The organism is Providencia zhijiangensis (assembly GCF_030315915.2).
Lineage (GTDB): Bacteria > Pseudomonadota > Gammaproteobacteria > Enterobacterales > Enterobacteriaceae > Providencia > Providencia zhijiangensis.
In genome coordinates this window covers 177,693-195,907 of sequence record NZ_CP135990.1, presented here as the reverse complement: position 1 = coordinate 195,907, position 18,215 = coordinate 177,693, and the positions used below count along the sequence as shown (strand labels likewise).

The following is an 18,215-nucleotide window of genomic DNA, read 5'->3' as shown; positions in this document are numbered from 1 at the left end:
AAGATAGCGTAATGTTGTCTGCCCCCTCTATTTGGAGGTCTCTATGACAATAGCTAACCCTACTCTCGCATGCCATTTTTCACAATTAACCATCGAGTTCGACCAATCCGCACTCTTTCCACCATTGAGTAGTAGCTTATTTCGCCAAAAAAATGCGCTAATTGGTCACAATGGTCGTGGAAAATCCGTATTAATGCGATTACTTGCCCAACAACTCCCCCCCACTCACGGCAAAGTTGATTGGCATTTACCGATAATTCATGTGGATCAACTCAACCGCTTAACGGGTAATACCCTTGCTCAAGCACTAGGTATTGATGCACTTTGGCAAGCCTTTTCACGCATTGAACAAGGTCTTGGCACCATGACCGATTTCGAGCTAACGGAAGATAATTGGCATCTGCCTGCAACATGGGAAATGCTGCTAGCGTCTGCGCAGCTAACAGCATCAATGGATGCCCCTATTGAACAACTGAGCGGCGGTGAACGCACTCGCTTAGCACTATGTCGTGCATTTTTACATACTGACCATTTTCTTTTACTCGACGAACCCGACAACCACCTTGACCAACAAGGACGCCAATGGCTAAGTGAAAAACTCAGTCAGCACAAAGCCGGCTGTTTAGTCATCAGCCATAACCGGCATCTTCTTGAAAAGATGGACGCTATTTTTGAATTAACCGACAAAGGCTTAGTGGAATACGGCGGAAATTACACCCTGTATGATGAGCAAAAAACCTTTGCTATCAATGCCATTGAAGCAGAAGGCGAACAGCTTGAAAAACAGATCCGCCAAGAGAAAAAACAGCAGCAAGCCACCCTACAAAAAGCCGCCCAACGGCGTAAACAAGGTGAAAATATTCGCTATGGTGGTTCTCAATCCTTACTGTTACTCGATATGCAGAAAAACCGAGCCGAAAAAAGGCAATCTAATGTGGCGGAACGTCACCAGCGTGTATTAGGCGAATTACAGCATCAACATCAGCAGAATCAAGACAAAGTCAGCCATATTCAGCCGCAAAAAATGGTACTCAATTACCAAAGCGAAGGCGGGAAAATGCGCATTTTTGTCTCCCAATTGACGCTACCTTATGGGCAAACGAAGCCACTTTCATTTACCGCCTATAGCGGTGAACACTGGCACATCCAAGGTCGCAATGGTTCGGGAAAATCTACCTTATTAAAAGTGTTGGCAAATCAGTTGCAGGCGCTGTCTGGAGAGTGCCGCATCAGCGGTGATTTTTGCTATTTAGACCAACATCTGAATCTTTTGGAGAAGTCATTACCAGTTGCCGAGGCACTCTATCAATATCAGCCAGCGATTTCCGTAGAGCAGTGGCGCACTCAATTGGGTATGTTACGTATTCGAGGGGATAAATCGTTACTGCCGTTGTGCCAGCTCAGTGGTGGCGAGCAGCTCAAAGCGACGCTCCTAGCTCTGACGCATAGCCCTCATCCTCCCGCTGTTTTACTGCTCGATGAGCCAGACAATCACTTAGATTTAGATTCAAAACAGCTATTGGAAGGGCTATTACGGGATTACCAAGGGACACTGTTACTGGTTTCTCACGATGAAGCATTCGTGGAACAGTGCAATATTACCCATGATTTACAACTAGGCGGTTAATAAAGGTTAAATAGTTAACTGTACGGGCTGTGCTTCGCAGCCCTTTATTTAATTCACAAAGGTATTTTTTACGCGGGCAGAAACCAGAAAATAAGGAACCCAAATCAAGCAATAAAAACTGCCATTAAAAAAGCTAGTAATGTAGCTATAGTCGATTTCGAGGTGAAACGCGACGGGAAAAGCGATGCGAGAGGCGCCAATTACCGCAACATAGAGCATCATCGTAATGATAAACAGCCACTTAACCATAGACTTCTTTTTAAACACAGCAATTAATGACCCCACCATTAATGCGATAATCACCCCAAGGCTGAGCTGAACAGCATAAAACCCAGAGGCAAAACCAGACATATAAAAGTCCGATGCTGGGTTTGTTGCCAGCGACCAAGCACCTTGAACCTCAGCAATATCATTCACCATCATTTTGACCAAATTACCCAGCATATACAGCTGACCTAACAGAGGTAAAATCAGCCAGCCACCAATCCCTTGGAGGGATTTTTGAGGTTTAGTATGACTCTGCACCGGCATTTGAGCCGCGGGCAATGATTCGGGATTAGATGATAAATTCACATCCATAGTAATAACCTTTTTTATTCTTTACGTTCTTTGAGTTTTTCTTCGATAAAAGCTTTCAGTACCAATGCCTGATTATGTTGCGTATCTTTGGCGCTATATAACAACGTGATGTCCCCTTGCTGCGCTTTCGCAGATACGGCGTGCCATGCATCATTTTGCTGTAGTTCTTGCTGATATTGCGTCACAAACTGCTCAAACTGGTCAGTATGTTGATGAAACCATTTGCGCAATTCATTGGAGGGCGCAACCGCTTTGTTCCATTCATCACACTGCAAATCTACCTTTTTGATCCCGCGAGGCCACAGTCTATCCACCAAAATGCGATAACCATCTTGAGGGCTACAAGGGTCATAGACTCGTTTACAGTAAATCATCAGCAGGCTCCACGGTCATTGGGGTTTACTAATTAATAAACGTATTGCGAACACGCACAGAGACAAAAAAGTAAGGCACCCAGACAAAACAACCAAATAACCCTCGTATCAATTCACGAATATCATTGGAATCTATTTCGAGGTCTAACAATTGATTGGCAAGCACCAAATCAAAAACCATCACAGCCAATGAAAAAATTTGGAAAAAGGCATACACCTTAATAATTAATTTTTTCTTAGTGAAAAAGAGATAACAAAGATACAGAACTGTACCGTAAATAATCGCGTTACCAACCGTTTCAAAATATATCACTTCTTTGAATAGCGGAATGAAATAATCTGAACCTGGGGACGTCAATTCGCTCCAGTATTCAATCACTTCTTGATTATGATGCCAAAGTCTAAACGGCATAAATAGCGCCGAAAAAATCACCCCAAGCAAGGGGAGAATTAACCATCCACCGATGCCATTTAATTCAGGCTTAGGCTTTGGCGCAGGGAGCATTTCATTATTTTCTGCGTTCATCTTCACATCCTTGATTTAATTTATGCAGTTAATCTGCTCACCGACTTGCGCAAGAATTTGCTGAATAGGTATGGGCAAGCTAAATTAGCACATGATTATCTGAATCACCTTTTTGCTAAGCTAACATACTCTAACGGCTAAAAATGTAGCGTTTGACGTTTTTTGTCAAAAATTAACCAAAAATGAGCATAAATCAGAAGAAGACGAACTATGGCATCAACGCAATCCGTTTCTATATCACTGCCACTTCATTACCGTATTGATGATTTTTTTGCCTTTCACTTGCGGGATCCGCAAAATATCGCCGAGATTGTTGAAAAAAACACCTTGCGCAAAGGGATCATCTGGCAGGAACACGCTGCGCAAATTCGCCTATCCATTAACGGCCAAGCCACTGACAATAAACAAGCAATATTGCAGCTTGATGTTGATAATGCAGAAACTTCGCCTTCCTTAAATGAGCTACACACGCTTGCGATTCATTTACTCGGATTGAATCAACCCGTTGATCAATTTGAAGAAAAATACCTTACCCACCCAATACTGGGTAAACTGATTGCGCCACAGCGAGGTGTGCGAGTGTATCAATCCGCCACCACGTTTGAAGCACTCGTCTGGGCCATTATCGGCCAGCAGATTAGTGTTCTTGCTGCCATCGCCATCCGCCGACGTTTTATTCAAGCTGCCGGGCAGCAGCATTCATCAGGCATTTGGTGCTTTCCCACCGTCGTCTCAGTCATCAATGTGGACGATGAAATTTTACGGCAAGCGGGTTTTTCTCTTGGAAAAATCATCGCCTTACGCGGGCTGTGTGCCGCTATTCAGGCGGGTGAATTAGACCTAGACAACGCCGTTACCCCTGAAAATGTTCATGATGTCACCGAAAAATTGCTAGCCATCAAAGGCATTGGACCTTGGACTGTCAGCTATGGTCTCCTGCGGGGATTTAATTACCTAGATGGCTCCCTGCATGGGGATGTTGCCGTGCGGCGCAATCTACAAACCTTATTAGCCCAAGATGCGCAACCATCTGCGAAAGAAACCCAACAATGGCTAGCCCAATTTGCACCATGGCGAGCGCTGGTTGCAGCCCACCTTTGGCGCAGCCAATCCGCTGCGGGATATTAAACAAAAATCCCCAATCCAGTACACCGAATTGGGGATTTATTTATGATACTAATTTTAGGGTGCTACTCGATTAGATAACAATTAACGCAACCAGTTGGTTTTCACCAATTGCACCACTTCATCACCACGACCGCTCATAATTGCCTTCAGCATATATAAGCTAAAGCCTTTGGCTTCTTGCGCTTCAATCTCTGGAGGCATTGAAAGCTCTTGCTTCGCCGTCAATACATCCACAACAACTGGGCCATCATGGGCAAAAGCTTCTTTCAGCGCACCGTCCAGATCTTCACTTTTCTCAACGCGAATGCCTTTGATACCTGCCGCATTGGCAATCGCAGCAAAGTTTGGATTCTGTAAATCGGTGCCCGCAGTCATAAAGCCTGCAACCTTCATTTCCATCGCCACAAAGCCCAACACACCGTTGTTATGAATGATGATTTTTACTGGTAATTTCATCTGCGACAGTGAAATAAAGTCACCCATCAACATACTGAAACCGCCATCACCACACATCGCAACCACTTGGCGATTTTTATCAACCGCTTGCGCACCAATCGCTTGTGGCATTGCGTTTGCCATCGAACCGTGGTTAAACGAACCGATCAGGCGGCGTTTACCGTTCATTTTCAAGTAACGCGCAGCCCACACCGTTGGTGTGCCCACATCACAGGTAAAGATAGTGTCGTCGTTCGCCAGCTCACTCAGCTTAGTGGCTAAATATTGTGGATGGATCAGCCCTTCATGACCCGGCTTAGCTAAATCATCCAGCCCTTTACGCGCCTCGGCATAGTGCTTCAGTGCGCCATCCAAATGTTTGCGATTCTGCTTCGCCGTTAAATGTGGCTGTAAGGCAGTCAATGTCGCCTTAATATCCCCGATTAGCCCCATATCAATATGGCAATGGGAGCCTAAGCTTCCGGCATTCAGGTCAATCTGAATAATTTTCGCATCAGTTGGGTAGAACGGACGATACGGGAATTGCGTACCTAGCAGCACAACGGTGTCCGCATTCATCATCGCGTGGTAGCCAGATGAGAAACCGATTAACCCCGTCATACCCACGCTATTTGGGTTATCCCACTCAATATGCTCTTTACCACGCAGCGCATGTACCACTGGCGCATTCAAGGTTTCTGCCAGTTTCACCACTTCATCATGAGCGCCAGCACAGCCATTACCGCAGAACAACGTGATGTTTTCTGACTGATTCAGTGCTTCTGCTAATTTTTCAATTTCAGGACGCTGAGGCATGATCAAAGGTGCTTGTGGCTGATACCACTCTTCTTTCGCCGATTCTGGTGCATCTTTCAGGGCGATATCACCCGGAATAACGACAACAGAAACGCCTTTATTCAGGATCGCTTTACGCATCGCAATGCCCAAAACTTGTTGAATTTGTTCAGGGTTAGTCACCATTTCACAATAGTGGCTACATTCGCGGAACAGTTCCGTTGGGTGGGTTTCTTGGAAGTAATTACTACCGATTTCACTCGATGGGATATGCGCAGCAATGGCTAATACAGGTACACGGTTACGATGGCAATCATACAACCCGTTGATTAAGTGCATGTTGCCAGGTCCACAAGAACCCGCGCACACCGCTAACTCACCCGTTAGTTGCGCTTCTGCGCCCGCGGCAAATGCAGCCACTTCTTCATGACGGGTACCTAACCACTCAATAGCCCCTTGTTTACGTAAACTATCTGTTAAACCGTTTAATGAGTCCCCAGTGACTCCCCAGATGCGCTTAACACCTGCGTTATCCAGTACTTTCGCAATATAGGATGCAATACTCTGTTTTTTCATAATGGCACTCTTTTTAAGTCGGATTAAATTCAATGTATTCTTGTTAACAATGACATATTTAACAAGCGGTGCTGATTTTCAAATACACTTAATAATATGTATTCGATTCTAACTAAATCGATTCCCCATTCCTACCAATGCAGTACATTCAAAAACAGAACAAGATATTCATCCGCGAATATCGAAAGAAGACAGCAATATCAGGACAAATATAAAGTCACAAAAAGACGGTGCCGTTTCAATACGAAATGACCTCTGAATGTGGGAATTATTTTTTCGTTACAGACTCACTTTTCATACCCATCAACCGTTTTATAAACCATCGAAAAACAGATCAGATAAATTCCAATAAAAACAAATAAATATCATTGAAAATCAACCAAAAAGTTTCAGCTAAAATAGTATTAATCTTTCCCTCGATTTTACAAATTACCATTTTTGCGATATTATTATTCAATAAATGACAATTTAAAGGTGATATTTTTGATATATTTTCATAACTTGGCATTAAATATTAAAGAGCAGTATTCTCAATCTACCCCTGCATTATTGATATAGTTATTTTGCTGTAACATTAAATAGCTTATTCGTTACTCTCCATTCAATTAGTTTAGATACTGCATTTAATTATCCATACTAATTTTCATTATTTGCAGATTGTCCGAGCAAATCGGATCGGGAAACCCACATCTTAAAATTCAAATAAGAGGATGGTTCCATGAAGATCAGAAAGAAAAAAGAAAAACCATTAAATATCAACGATATTACAATTATTGATGATGGAAAATTGAAAAAAGCAATCACAGCGGCTTCGCTGGGTAATGCGATGGAATGGTTCGACTTCGGTGTTTACGGCTTCTTAGCCTATGTACTGGGTCAAGTCTTCTTTCCGGACGCATCACCGAGCGTTCAGATGATTGCGGCGTTAGCCACCTTCTCCGTGCCTTTCTTGGTTAGACCCCTTGGGGGTGTTGTCTTCGGTATTCTCGGGGATAAATACGGCCGACAAAAAGTGTTGTCCATGACCATTATTATTATGGCAATCAGTACCTTCTGTATTGGCCTGATCCCATCATACGAAAGAATTGGTATTTGGGCGCCTATCTTATTACTGCTCGCTAAACTGGCTCAAGGTTTCTCCGTAGGTGGTGAATATTCCGGTGCAGCCATCTTTGTTGCTGAATATTCCCCTGACCGTAAGCGTGGCTTTATGGGCAGTTGGTTAGACTTCGGTTCTATCGCAGGTTTTGTGATGGGTGCGGGTGTCGTCGTGCTGATTTCAAGCCTTGTGGGTGAAGCTAACTTCCACGATTGGGGATGGAGAATTCCGTTCTTCTTAGCCTTACCGCTGGGTATTATCGGTCTCTATTTACGTCATTCATTGGAAGAAACCCCTGCATTCCAGCAACATATTGAAAGCTTAGAGCAGCAAGACAAAGCCAATATTCAAAATCCACCGAAAGTCTCTTTCCGTGAAGTTGCATCTAAATATTGGAAAAGCTTGATGATTTGTGTCGGCTTAGTTATCGCCACTAACGTGACGTACTATATGCTGCTGACCTATATGCCGAGCTATTTGTCCCATAATTTGAACTACTCGACCGACCACGGTGTGTTGATTATTATCGCCATTATGATTGGTATGCTGTTTGTACAGCCAATCATTGGTTTAGCCAGTGACAAAATTGGTCGCCGACCTTTCGTGATCATGGGCAGCGTGGGATTAATTGTATTGGCTTACCCCGCATTTATGATGATTAATAGCGGCTCTGTTGGCTTAATTTTTGTCGGATTGCTGATTCTTGCGGTATTGCTCAACTGTTTTACCGGGGTGATGGCATCGATTTTACCCGCTATTTTCCCTACTCATATTCGTTATAGTGCATTAGCTATCGCTTTTAATATTTCGGTATTAATTGCGGGTGCAACACCAACGGCGGCAGCATGGTTAGTTGAAGCGACTAATGACTTGTATATGCCTGCATATTATCTGATAGTCATTGCATTAATTGGTCTGTATACCGGTATTAGAATGCCAGAAACGGCCAATAAACCACTACGTGGTGCAACACCGGCGGCCTCAGATAAAGCAGAAGCAAAAGAAATTTTGAGTGAGCATTTTGACAATATCGAACAGAAAGTTGAAGATATCGAACAACAAATTGCCGAGCTGGAAAAACAGCGTCAGTCGCTGATAAACCAGCACCCAAAATTAGATTAATCCTTAAAAAACAGCGAGGAAAGCGATGTCGGCTTGTCACTTAGTTTGGTTTCGCAACGATCTACGAGTCACCGATAATAAAGCGCTTACCTTCGCGTGTGAGGATCCTACTGCCACTGTGATTGGCGTCTATATTGCGACGCCAGAACAGTGGGCAACTCACAACGTATCACCAAGGCAAATTGCCTTTTTGCATCAAAACCTGGTGGAGCTACAACACGCTTTAGCGAAACGAGGTATTCCCCTGATTTGCCATACCACGGCGACCTTTGCGGATTCCGTGAAATGGTTGCTAGATTTTGCCCAACAGCAAAATGCCACAGGGTTATATTTCAATCACCAGTACGAGTTAAATGAGCGCTTGCGGGATGAACAGTTACGCCAGCAGGCACAACATCTGAATATTTTCACCTATGATGATGCGCTATTACTTCCGCCAGGTTCAGTGACAACGCAAAAAGGGGATATGTACCAAGTCTATACCCCATTTCGCCGCGCCTTTTTGAGTCAATTGCTGATGAGTGATTTTCGCTCGTTTCCTGCTCCCAAACCACGGGGAGCCGCATTAACCGTTGAAAATACACCTCCACTTTTTGCTCACCAATCCGTTGAAATTTCACCGCAATTTATTGCCGGAGAGCAAGCTGCATTAGCGAAGTTACGCCAATTTTGCAGCAAGCGCGTACAAGATTACCAACGCGACCGAGATATTCCCGCCATTGATGGTACTAGCCAATTATCCCCCTATTTAGCCCTTGGAGTGCTTTCGCCTCGCCAATGTGTGAATCGCTTATTGGCAGAGAACCCGCAGGTTTTTGACTCCCAAGAAAGTGGCGGTTTTAGCTGGCTGAATGAATTAATTTGGCGAGAATTTTATAGTCATCTATTGGTCGCTTTTCCGCGCCTTTGTCGTCACCAACCGTTTATTGAATGGACGCAGTATATTCAATGGACCCCCGATGAAACCGGATTTACCGCATGGAAAAACGGGCAAACAGGCTACCCGATAGTAGATGCCGCCATGCGCCAACTCAATCAAACGGGCTGGATGCATAACCGGCTACGGATGATTGTAGCAAGTTTTTTAGTCAAGGATTTGCTGGTCGATTGGCGCAGAGGGGAGCACTACTTTATGAACCAGTTAATCGATGGCACTTTGGCGGCGAATAACGGCGGCTGGCAATGGTCAGCGTCAACGGGTGTAGATGCCTCGCCGTGGTTCCGTATTTTTAACCCAACCACTCAGGGGAAAAAATTCGACCCACAGGGGACGTTTATCCGCGAGTGGCTTCCCGAACTTCGCGATGTTCCCGAGAAATTTATTCACGAACCCCATACATGGGCTGAATCTCACCAAATCACGCTGAATTATCCAACCCCGATTGTTGACCATAAGCAGGCACGGCTGATGACGTTGGAAGCGTTTGAGGCAGGGAAGCGGGCTGTATAGCGTTAGTTTCGCCATTTTTTCACGAGCTCCATACCGATATAAAGCTTCCTTTTCATTTTCTGAAACATCCTTATTTTCTCAATCTATAATTCCACCTTATCTAAAATTCAGACTAAGTCTAAATCAATTAAATGGTGAATTTGAGTTAATCTCACTGTATGGTCTTAATAAGGTCATCACATTTTAAGATTGGAGCCTGCTGCTAAAAGGAGATGCTCGGATGCCAGAAAATAATTACATTGGAAGTGCAAGTAGCCGAACAAATATAGGAACATCAACGACAACGGTTTATGTCACTGTCCCGAAACTACGATTTTTCATGGAGCCTAGAGCGCTATCTTTTGCTCCTGCGCAATCTATCCCGCTTTCTCCACCAACAACCGCAATACCAAAACCATCAATATCCCCGAAAGATGCCTTAGAAATATTAACTCAGGTAGTTAAAGCGCCAAACCCGATGACGATATTATTGATGGGTCTTTTTTACTCGCCGAGTGTGGGTGATGCGACAATGGATCGTATTTTTATTGGTCGTCCTTTTGAGAAGCGACTCATTTTTGGTGGTTTTTCTCGTTCAGCATCAACGGTATCTACCTATGACTATACGTCGGAAGCCTTTTTAAGAGAAATAGCCGCGGCAAAAAGTACAGTAACAACCCGTGTTCGTTTTCGAGTCATAGTAGATGAAGAGACGGGAAACCCGAAAATTGTTGGGTATGAAGTGGATGAAAAAAGTGGATTAGATAGGGTAAGAGTCCGCTTTGCTGAAATTCGTGAGGATGGCACGGCGACATTTTCAGACCCTGAATTTAAAGGACAATTTGTTTGGGATCTCAAAGAGAATACGGTGGAATACAATGATTACACCGCTCAGGAAGTCGCAGAAAAACCTATACTAGGTTTTCAGTCCGTTAAATTTAGTTTAGATAACGGACGTCGGGAAACCATCGTTCATGATGGTGGTGAAATTGGACATACATCCCCACCAACCCCTTTACCTGAACCGCAAAAAATTTGGAGTTTACCAAATCCTATTCCCGACATTGAAAAACCAGAAATAACCGTAAGTCCGATACCCGAGCAATCAACGGGATGGATTGAATGGGTACCTATTCACGAAACGGATTTTAATGATTATGTGATTGTCGATCCTCGAGGGGAAGTACCTGCAATCTATGTGTTTTTTCAAAAAGAGCCAGTCGATGATTTGGAAGTGGATTATTACGAGAATTTTATCGGACGTTCAAGAGGGGGAATGTATGAAATAGATCACCTTCCGTCTAAAGCAGCTGTTCGTATGTATTTAAAAAACAAATATTCAACGTTAACAGAAACACAATTAGATAAAATGGTTAATCAAGTGGCTTCAATTGCGATACCTAAAGAGGTGCATCAAAAATGCAGTGAAACTTATGGAGGACGGAATAATAGTTGGGTTAATCTTGAAAATGGATCATCAATACGCCGAAAAGAACTGGATGCGCAAAGTTTACGGGAGGCGGTTGACAGAAATTGGGCTGCTAACCGAGAGTGCCTAGAAAATGAAGGCTACGATAGCAAATTACTGGATGAAAAATTAGACAAAATTCATGAACTAAACGAAGCAAAAGGATTATACAAATGAGTGTAAATATTGAAGCGTTAGTACAACGGTTAGGGGATACCTATGATGAACTTTATCAAGACGGGTTAATCCCTTATAAAACTAAGCCCCAAGGCAACTCTGGAGATGATGTATTAACACTTAGAATGTCAAAGGAATATACATTTTTAGCATTTGATAATCCGTCCAAAAAATTATCACAGATTACTATGACTCTCATCCCAGATAATAAGCGTAATGGATGGATTTTCCCGAACCAAATTCCCTTTGGATTAGAACAAGTGATGTCTGATGTTTGGTTTTATGAGCATATAGGCAATCCAATAAGACAAGCTCCTGAAGATGTTATTTTGGGTATCCCTATAGGAAAAACTGAGGTATTTAAGCTAAGCATTACAACGCAATCTATGGAGCCTATAGCTATGATTGTGAGCTTTCACCCCAAGATGAAAATGCTTGCTCAAGAAGTTACTTTTGAATTATTAGCGAATTTGGAAAAACGCTGGAAAGTAGATCATTACAAATGAGTGTAAATATTGAAGCATTAGTACAACGGTTAGGGGATACCTATGATGAACTTTATCATGACGGGTTAATCCCTTATAAAACTAAGCCCCAAGGGAATTCAGGAGATGATGTTGTCACGCTAGATATGAAAAAAGAATATGTTTTTTTATCTTTTGATAATCCATCAAAAACGTTAAGAGAAGTCACAATAACAGTTATTCCAGATGATATGCGTAATGGGTGGAAGTTTCCCAATGATATTCCTTTTGGGTTAGAGCAAGTGATGACAGAGGTGTCATTGCGTGAACGTTTTGGTTCACCTATTCGCATTGCTAATGAAAAAATAGTTATGGGTATGTAGTGGTCAACTAAAATTGGCCACGGTTTTAGAGTTTTTCCGGTATTGGTTTTCTGATTCGTTTGGTGGTAATCCACCGTTATATTCATGCGGCCTGACTTCGCTGTAATACCCGACGATATAATCCGTTATTGCATGGGCTGCTTCACTGAAGCTGATGTAGCCGGTCACCGGCACCCACTCATTTTTCAGACTTCTGAAGAAGCGCTCCATCGGGCTGTTATCCCAGCAGTTACCACGCCTACTCATACTTTGTTTTATCCGGTATCGCCACAGTAACTGTCGGAACTGCCTGCTTGTATAGTGGCTACCCTGATCACTGTGGAACATGAGCCCGGATGGCTTATTTCGTATTTCCCATGCCATTTTCAGCGCTTTGGTTGTCAGTTTGCTGTCCGGAGAAAATGACATTGCCCAGCCCACGGGTTTCCTTGCGAACAGGTCGAGTACAACGGCCAGGTATGCCCAGCGTTTACCGGTCCAGATATACGTTACGTCGCCGCACCATACCTGATTGGGCTCTGTCACTGCGAACTGTCGCTCAAGGTGGTTCGGGATAGCAATGTGTTCATGACCGCCACGTTTATACCGGTGAACAGGCTGCTGACAGCTCACCAGCCCCATCTCCTTCATTAGCCGTCCGGCAAGCCATCGTCCCATCCGGAAGCCCCTGTGTGTTGCCATTACAGCGATACTTCTTGCACCTGCTGAGCCATGACTGAGGCCGTGCAGCTCCTGAACCTGACTACGTAATACGGCTCTCCTGCCGTCCGGATTGTCAGGCCGGTTTTCCCGGTATCTATAGCTGCTGCGGTGAACTCCGAACACGCAGCAAAGAGTGGCCACAGGATAATGCGCTCTGAGTTTCCCGATCACCGAGACCTGTTCAGGGAGTCTGACATCAAGAGCGCGGTAGCCTTTTTTAATATTTCGTTTTCCATTTCAATACGTTGAATTTTTTTCTTCAGCTCACGTATCTCAATTTGTTCCGGCGTGATAGGGGATGCTTTCGGTGTTTTGCCTGCCCGTTCGTCCCGTAATTGCTTTACCCACCGCGTCAAGGTGGAAAGCCCGACATTCATGGCTTTCGCGGCATCTGCAACTGTATAGTTCTGATCCACAACCAGCTGGGCTGATTCACGTCTGAATTCTGCACTGAAATTTCGTTTTTTCATTAAGGCACCTGTGTTGTTCTGAGGTGAGCATATCACCTCTGTTCAGGTGGCCAAATTTATTAAACCACTACACTTCCAAGACAATATCGGCTATCGACATTGCAATACCAATCGCAGCAATGGCAAGTGTCAGTGGAGCGGCTGCACCGAATGTCGCCACCGTGGCGATGACGGAAACAGCTAACATTATGTAGCTAAATACTTTACTGGCACAGGATGCCGCTTTATTGGCATCTGCCGCTTTACGTTCTGCTTCGGCGGCTTCTTTGGCTTTTTTATCAGAGTCTTTACGAGAGGCTTCATTGATTTTCATCATCACCTCTTCTTGCTCTTTCATATTGCGGATTGAATCTTCACTCATCGCTTTTTTCAATTGAGCTGTCAGCATGGTTAACAACGCAATAGTATTTTCCCACTTTTCACCATCAACATTCGTTTGAAGCGGTGCCGTCTCTATAAATTGATTTAATTTCTGACGGTCTTCATCGGCAATTGCCGCTACCTTTGTGGAGTCATCTAGCAATGAATCTAATGATGAATTTAACTGGCTAATCTCATTTTTAAGTACACTAAGCTCGCTATCGAAGACTGTAATGTTTGAATCTAACGTTTTTTGCTGTTGGGTAATTTGCTCAATTTCACTCGAAAGTTGCGCAATGTTCGCTTCCAACATCCCCTCTTGCTTATACACCTCTTCGGTATAAGGTTTCGGAAGTGAATCTAATTGAGCTAATGCGGTTTTGTTTTCTGCTAATTTAGTGCTTAGCTTGGTAAGCTTTTGTTCATTACCGGTAAATAAAGCCTCACTTCTCGAGCGTTGATTCGCCAGTGAGTTAGATTTAAGATTCAGCGGATTTAACTGAGCCTTTTTTTCAGTCATTTTGTCATGGATATCGTTAAGCTGCTCAGTAGAACCAGCAAAGGAATCCAATAACTCAGCACCTTTTTGACGCAATGCTTCCGATTCAATATTTAATAACTGCAGGCGGTTATTTAACTCACCAATATTACCTTCATGTAATAACTGGCGAATGGTTGAAAATGTTTCAATCAGTACTGCGTTTGCATTAAACCCTTTAGCTTGTTGAGCCTCTGGTGACATTTTCATTGCCGACATTTTGGGCTCTACTAGCTTTGGAAGATGCTCTGAACGTTGACGCTTCATTTGTTCTGAAGACATTAATTCGCCACATGCCTCTTCTAAGGCTAATACCGCTTTTGCACTTGCCTCACCTAACCCCAGAGGGTTATTTCCTTTCAAGAAAGTATGAATATTATTAATTCTATCGTTACCTGAAGCGCTACTAACGCCGGGCATAGTGACTTGACTCATGATATTTCCTTCTCTAGGTGTTAGAGTCCGATAATTCTGATGGCTCTGCTTTTTCGAAGTTTGCTTTTAAAGCACTCAAATAAGCCTCTGATTTTTTCTGTAAATCAGCATCAAGACTGTTTTCAACGACGCTTTCAAAACAGTGAATTGCCGCACTGCTTTTTTTCAGCATCAAATTACACTGCCCAGCATGGAATAATGGTCGGTAATCATTTTTCGCCAAAACAAAGGCGAGTGCGTATAATTCCGTTGCTTTCTCATAACGTTTCGTTAATTGATAAACAGCAGCTAATCCCATGACATAGTCAGTGTTATAAAAATCGTAAATACTTAAAAATCGGAAAAAGGTTTCCGCTTCCTCTAATTTTCCTTGCTGATAAAATTCATAAGCATAGGCATAAATTCCATCCATCGTTGTTTGCGGAATACCATGAATATCTTTATACGTTGCCCCATCCATGAGTGCTGTGGTAATGCCGTCGAGTAATGCTTCCATTTCGATTTGAGTGCTGTCAGTTTGGGAACTGCCTGTTTCAGTGTGGTTCATATAGTCACCTCGTTATTAATATGTGATATATGACGCAAACGGCTCTGTTGCATCATAAATAATCAAATTTTCCATTTCTTATAAAAAACGATTCAATGAGTGAATAAATTAATTTATCGCGCCATCGATTCATGATGAAATTAACTGCTCCAATGCTTCATCAACATCTATTCCTAATTTTTCTAATTCCACACGAATCAGCCAAGTAATAATCTGCATTACATCCTGCAATCCATTCTCATCAATAAAACTATCTTTTTTATAATTTCGCCATATTTGGCGAGCCAAAATAATATCTCTTACCACGGGTACATTCTGTTGCTCTGCATATTTAACAACAGCTTTAGCTTGTACTCCGCGCATTTTTAACATTAAGAAAGGTAGTGGTGCGATATTCGAATCATAATAAATCAACATGGCAATATGTGTCGGGTTTGCCATAACGAACGTCGAATTTTTAATATTCGACTTCACTTCCTCTGATAATATTTCTTGGTGTAGCCCTTTACGTGCACTTTTAATATGAGGGTCGCCTTCATTATCTTTGTACTCTTTTTTGACTTCCTGTTTTTCCATTTTTAGGTTTTTAATAAATAAGAAAAACTCGGCAATTGCATCCACCAAAACAATAACTATCGCTACGACAAGAAAAACAAAAACAAAAATAATACAAAGACTTACCCATTGCGTCATCATGCCATTGATCGTGGTACGGTATAGCATGAAAATTTCGTGCCGCCACACCACAAAAAAGGTTGCAGCGGAAACACTAAAGACCAACAAATATAGAATGGCTTTAATTAATTCTTTAAGCGAATTTAAAGAAAATATTTTTTTAAATCCAGCAATTGGGTTTAATTTTGTAAAATCGAGTTTGATTGCCTCAGTCGCTAATCTAAATCGACTCTGTAATAGTGAAATAATGGTGCCTGATAAAAAACAGGCAATCAAAACAGGCACCACTATGCTCAAAAATATTTTTGAGAATTGCCAAAGTAAATTGTCGATATGAATATCATGTGGGTTTAATAATAATTTTTTCATTAACCCACCCAGTTCATATAAACTGGACATTCCGCCAATAACAAATGCACCAGTAACTAAAACAATCGCTGCTATAGTGTCCTTACTTTTATAACTTTGTCCTTTTTTGGCAGAATCTTTTATTTTTTTGTCGGTAGGCTTTTCTGTTTTTTCAGCCATAACACAGTCTCATCATCCTGTATCAATATTCATTAAGATGAATAAAAAATAGTTTTTAATGGCGATATCGAAATCATATTAACCAATATATCCGGAACTTCATTTTGGAAGTAAAGTAAAAACACAATAAAAGCGATAATCGACTTAATTGCCAAAGATAATGAAAATGCATTTAATTGTGGACAAAAACGGGAATATAACCCGAGTGCGACTTCCGAAATAAAGAGTGTCACAATAATCGGTGCCGTTAATATCACGCCATTCACTACTGCCTTATTTATCCATTCCCCTAACGGCAAACTATTGAATGAAGTAAACCCATGGGCAAAGGGTAATAATTGGTAGCTTTGTGCAAATACGTTAGCAAGTTGATACATCCCCCCTTGCGCTAAGAACACCATACACACGATATAGCTGATAAACACTGCCAGTTCAGAGGCTTCCGTACCACTTGCAGGGTCTACAATACTACTAATGGTTTCTCCCCGCTGGGTATCTATCAACTCGCCGATAACATTGGCAATCATAAATGGCAGCCCTAAAATCAGCGCCAATACAATGCCAATACTGATTTCGTAAATAAAAACCTCACTGAGACTGATTTCATCCCAATTTATTTCGCGAGCGGTAAGATAAGGCCACATTCCTAACGCCAAATACGCAACGACACAGTTTTTAATGATCCCACCATTGAGTAATTTGTTACTCAAAAAAGGCAAAAAAAACATGACAGGGGCAATACGCAACCACGCAAACGCGATTTTCACTAACCCTTGCTGGAAATTAAAATACAAGGATGCCGCTAGCCCAAGCATCTCCTGATTCATCCCAATAATCCTATGGCTGGCAACGCCGTAGTCATCACTTCAATGGCGTAATTCATCACTTTATCCGCCAGCCAGCCTGAAATCATAAATAAGGAACCAAACACCGCTAATAACTTGATACCAAAAGGTAATGTCTGTTCCTGAAGCTGAGTCACGGTTTGCAAAAGCCCCACTAACAGCCCCACTACCGTCGCCACAATCACAGGAATAGCCGACAGTATGACGATCAACAACATCGCTTTATTACTGACATAAATGATTGAATCCATTTTCTATTCCCTTACGTCAATGCTGTGCGAGTTCGAAATATTGCATCACCAGCCCTTTCGAAATCAGTGACCATCCATCTATTGCCACAAACAGAATCAATTTCACTGGCACTGAGATAGTCACGGGACTCATCATCATCATACCGAGCGCCAACAGAATGCTTGAGATCACCAAGTCGATAACCACAAACGGTAAATAGATATAAAAACCAATTTCAAACGCGGATTTAATTTCGCTCAATGCGTAGGCTGGCAGTAATGAAAACAGCGTTGGTGCCGCTTGCTCTTCTTGCACCTCGGCTTCCGTTTTACCCTGCTGAATAGACTCGAAAAAATTCACTAATTGAGGATCAGAATATTTAACTAAGTAATCTTTATAACGCCCTAGCCCGTTATCAACGAAGTTGTCGATGGATTCCACATTACTAAAGTCCACGCTTTCGTGACGCATATAATTGTTCACATCTTGCAGTACCGGCATCATGACAAAAATGGACAGCAGCAAAGCAATACCATTTAATGCCATTGTTGAAGGCACTTGCTGCACCCCCATCGCATTTCGAACCATGATTAGTACAATCGAAATTTTCAGATAGCACGTGCCTGCCGCAATGATAAAAGGGAGTAGCGTGGAAAACGCGATCAGAACTAATAAAGGAATTTCATTCGGTACTGTTGGCAT

At 42.6% G+C, this 18,215-nt stretch carries 18 protein-coding genes; 7 read left to right on the top strand and 11 right to left on the bottom strand.

All coding sequences use genetic code 11. The features are described 5' to 3' along the window. Window positions 1-43 precede the first annotated feature (43 nt). Window positions 44-1,627 (top strand): ATP-binding cassette domain-containing protein, encoded by a 1,584-nt coding sequence (locus tag QS795_RS00885; protein WP_286271604.1) that lies wholly within the window; start codon window positions 44-46, stop codon window positions 1,625-1,627. Between the two features lie 48 nt (window positions 1,628-1,675). Here QS795_RS00885 and QS795_RS00880 read toward each other — a convergent pair whose 3' ends face one another. Genes QS795_RS00880 through QS795_RS00870 form a run of 3 tightly spaced genes read right to left on the bottom strand, consistent with a single transcriptional unit; the run spans window position 1,676 to window position 3,106 of the window. After that, window positions 1,676-2,206, bottom strand: coding sequence for a DUF2569 family protein (locus QS795_RS00880; RefSeq protein WP_286271602.1), 531 nt, complete (start codon window positions 2,204-2,206; stop codon window positions 1,676-1,678). Between the two features lie 14 nt (window positions 2,207-2,220). Further along, window positions 2,221-2,580, bottom strand: coding sequence for a DUF488 domain-containing protein (locus tag QS795_RS00875; RefSeq protein ID WP_154602241.1), 360 nt, complete (start codon window positions 2,578-2,580; stop codon window positions 2,221-2,223). Between the two features lie 28 nt (window positions 2,581-2,608). Beyond that, window positions 2,609-3,106, bottom strand: coding sequence for a DUF2569 domain-containing protein (locus QS795_RS00870; protein ID WP_154626357.1), 498 nt, complete (start codon window positions 3,104-3,106; stop codon window positions 2,609-2,611). A 210-nt stretch (window positions 3,107-3,316) separates the two neighbouring features. Here QS795_RS00870 and QS795_RS00865 point away from each other — a divergent pair, with 210 nt between their 5' ends. Then, window positions 3,317-4,234: a DNA-3-methyladenine glycosylase family protein gene (locus QS795_RS00865; RefSeq protein WP_286271596.1), complete on the top strand. Its 918-nt coding sequence runs from the start codon at window positions 3,317-3,319 to the stop codon at window positions 4,232-4,234. 81 nt (window positions 4,235-4,315) lie between these two features. On the opposite strand, the gene poxB is transcribed toward QS795_RS00865, so the two are convergent. Then, window positions 4,316-6,040: a ubiquinone-dependent pyruvate dehydrogenase gene (gene poxB, locus QS795_RS00860; protein ID WP_036948406.1), complete on the bottom strand. Its 1,725-nt coding sequence runs from the start codon at window positions 6,038-6,040 to the stop codon at window positions 4,316-4,318. A 718-nt stretch (window positions 6,041-6,758) separates the two neighbouring features. Here poxB and proP point away from each other — a divergent pair. The 5 genes from proP (at window position 6,759) to QS795_RS00835 (ending at window position 12,182) form a co-directional block, all read left to right on the top strand. Further along, complete coding sequence (proP, locus tag QS795_RS00855; protein ID WP_108478692.1) at window positions 6,759-8,261, top strand: glycine betaine/L-proline transporter ProP; 1,503 nt, start codon at window positions 6,759-6,761, stop codon at window positions 8,259-8,261. Between the two features lie 25 nt (window positions 8,262-8,286). Further along, the gene (phrB, locus tag QS795_RS00850; protein WP_286271590.1) at window positions 8,287-9,711 is read left to right on the top strand and encodes a deoxyribodipyrimidine photo-lyase; all 1,425 of its coding nucleotides are present in this window, start codon (window positions 8,287-8,289) and stop codon (window positions 9,709-9,711) included. 220 nt (window positions 9,712-9,931) lie between these two features. Beyond that, the gene (locus QS795_RS00845) at window positions 9,932-11,335 is read left to right on the top strand and encodes an S-type pyocin domain-containing protein (protein ID WP_318626735.1); all 1,404 of its coding nucleotides are present in this window, start codon (window positions 9,932-9,934) and stop codon (window positions 11,333-11,335) included. Continuing rightward, window positions 11,332-11,841, top strand: coding sequence for a DUF6392 family protein (locus QS795_RS00840; RefSeq protein ID WP_181477839.1), 510 nt, complete (start codon window positions 11,332-11,334; stop codon window positions 11,839-11,841). Before QS795_RS00845 ends, QS795_RS00840 begins: the two co-directional genes overlap by 4 nt. After that, the gene (locus QS795_RS00835; RefSeq protein WP_286271581.1) at window positions 11,838-12,182 is read left to right on the top strand and encodes a DUF6392 family protein; all 345 of its coding nucleotides are present in this window, start codon (window positions 11,838-11,840) and stop codon (window positions 12,180-12,182) included. Before QS795_RS00840 ends, QS795_RS00835 begins: the two co-directional genes overlap by 4 nt. Before the next feature lie 3 nt (window positions 12,183-12,185). Here the strand turns inward: QS795_RS00835 and QS795_RS00830 are convergent. From QS795_RS00830 to QS795_RS00800, 7 genes are all read right to left on the bottom strand, one after another. Beyond that, window positions 12,186-13,354 (bottom strand): IS3 family transposase gene (locus tag QS795_RS00830; protein ID WP_166685554.1). Its coding sequence is split into 2 segments (ribosomal slippage): window positions 12,186-13,105 and window positions 13,105-13,354, totalling 1,170 coding nucleotides; the frame shifts between segments, so codons are not numbered across the junction. Window positions 13,355-13,421: 67 nt separating this feature from the next. Beyond that, a complete protein-coding gene (locus QS795_RS00825; protein ID WP_286271571.1) occupies window positions 13,422-14,687 on the bottom strand; it encodes a hypothetical protein in 1,266 nt (421 codons plus the stop codon). Between the two features lie 13 nt (window positions 14,688-14,700). Next, complete coding sequence (gene sicA, locus QS795_RS00820) at window positions 14,701-15,234, bottom strand: type III secretion system translocator chaperone SicA (protein ID WP_418055361.1); 534 nt, start codon at window positions 15,232-15,234, stop codon at window positions 14,701-14,703. A 129-nt stretch (window positions 15,235-15,363) separates the two neighbouring features. Continuing rightward, complete coding sequence (locus QS795_RS00815) at window positions 15,364-16,437, bottom strand: EscU/YscU/HrcU family type III secretion system export apparatus switch protein (protein WP_318626734.1); 1,074 nt, start codon at window positions 16,435-16,437, stop codon at window positions 15,364-15,366. A gap of 32 nt (window positions 16,438-16,469) precedes the next feature. Further along, a complete protein-coding gene (sctT, locus tag QS795_RS00810) occupies window positions 16,470-17,264 on the bottom strand; it encodes a type III secretion system export apparatus subunit SctT (protein WP_286271567.1) in 795 nt (264 codons plus the stop codon). Continuing rightward, window positions 17,261-17,533, bottom strand: coding sequence for a type III secretion system export apparatus subunit SctS (gene sctS / locus QS795_RS00805; protein WP_318626732.1), 273 nt, complete (start codon window positions 17,531-17,533; stop codon window positions 17,261-17,263). The genes sctT and sctS overlap by 4 nt, the downstream gene beginning before the upstream one ends. Window positions 17,534-17,549: 16 nt before the next feature. Further along, window positions 17,550-18,215, bottom strand: a complete 666-nt coding sequence (locus QS795_RS00800; RefSeq protein WP_036949952.1) for an EscR/YscR/HrcR family type III secretion system export apparatus protein — start codon at window positions 18,213-18,215, stop codon at window positions 17,550-17,552.

Bases quoted from the DNA above. Each gene is read 5' to 3' on its own strand.
- QS795_RS00815 (WP_318626734.1), bottom strand. From the start codon at position 16,437: ATGGCTGAAAAAACAGAAAAGCCTACCGACAAAAAAATAAAAGATTCT.
- QS795_RS00835 (WP_286271581.1), top strand. From the start codon at position 11,838: ATGAGTGTAAATATTGAAGCATTAGTACAACGGTTAGGGGATACCTAT.
- QS795_RS00800 (WP_036949952.1), bottom strand. From the start codon at position 18,215: ATGCCAACAGTACCGAATGAAATTCCTTTATTAGTTCTGATCGCGTTT.
- QS795_RS00870 (WP_154626357.1), bottom strand. From the start codon at position 3,106: ATGAACGCAGAAAATAATGAAATGCTCCCTGCGCCAAAGCCTAAGCCT.
- QS795_RS00845 (WP_318626735.1), top strand. From the start codon at position 9,932: ATGCCAGAAAATAATTACATTGGAAGTGCAAGTAGCCGAACAAATATA.
- sctS (WP_318626732.1), bottom strand. From the start codon at position 17,533: ATGGATTCAATCATTTATGTCAGTAATAAAGCGATGTTGTTGATCGTC.
- QS795_RS00875 (WP_154602241.1), bottom strand. From the start codon at position 2,580: ATGATTTACTGTAAACGAGTCTATGACCCTTGTAGCCCTCAAGATGGT.
- QS795_RS00865 (WP_286271596.1), top strand. From the start codon at position 3,317: ATGGCATCAACGCAATCCGTTTCTATATCACTGCCACTTCATTACCGT.
- sicA (WP_418055361.1), bottom strand. From the start codon at position 15,234: ATGAACCACACTGAAACAGGCAGTTCCCAAACTGACAGCACTCAAATC.
- phrB (WP_286271590.1), top strand. From the start codon at position 8,287: ATGTCGGCTTGTCACTTAGTTTGGTTTCGCAACGATCTACGAGTCACC.
- QS795_RS00840 (WP_181477839.1), top strand. From the start codon at position 11,332: ATGAGTGTAAATATTGAAGCGTTAGTACAACGGTTAGGGGATACCTAT.
- QS795_RS00885 (WP_286271604.1), top strand. From the start codon at position 44: ATGACAATAGCTAACCCTACTCTCGCATGCCATTTTTCACAATTAACC.
- QS795_RS00880 (WP_286271602.1), bottom strand. From the start codon at position 2,206: ATGGATGTGAATTTATCATCTAATCCCGAATCATTGCCCGCGGCTCAA.
- QS795_RS00825 (WP_286271571.1), bottom strand. From the start codon at position 14,687: ATGAGTCAAGTCACTATGCCCGGCGTTAGTAGCGCTTCAGGTAACGAT.
- sctT (WP_286271567.1), bottom strand. From the start codon at position 17,264: ATGAATCAGGAGATGCTTGGGCTAGCGGCATCCTTGTATTTTAATTTC.
- poxB (WP_036948406.1), bottom strand. From the start codon at position 6,040: ATGAAAAAACAGAGTATTGCATCCTATATTGCGAAAGTACTGGATAAC.
- proP (WP_108478692.1), top strand. From the start codon at position 6,759: ATGAAGATCAGAAAGAAAAAAGAAAAACCATTAAATATCAACGATATT.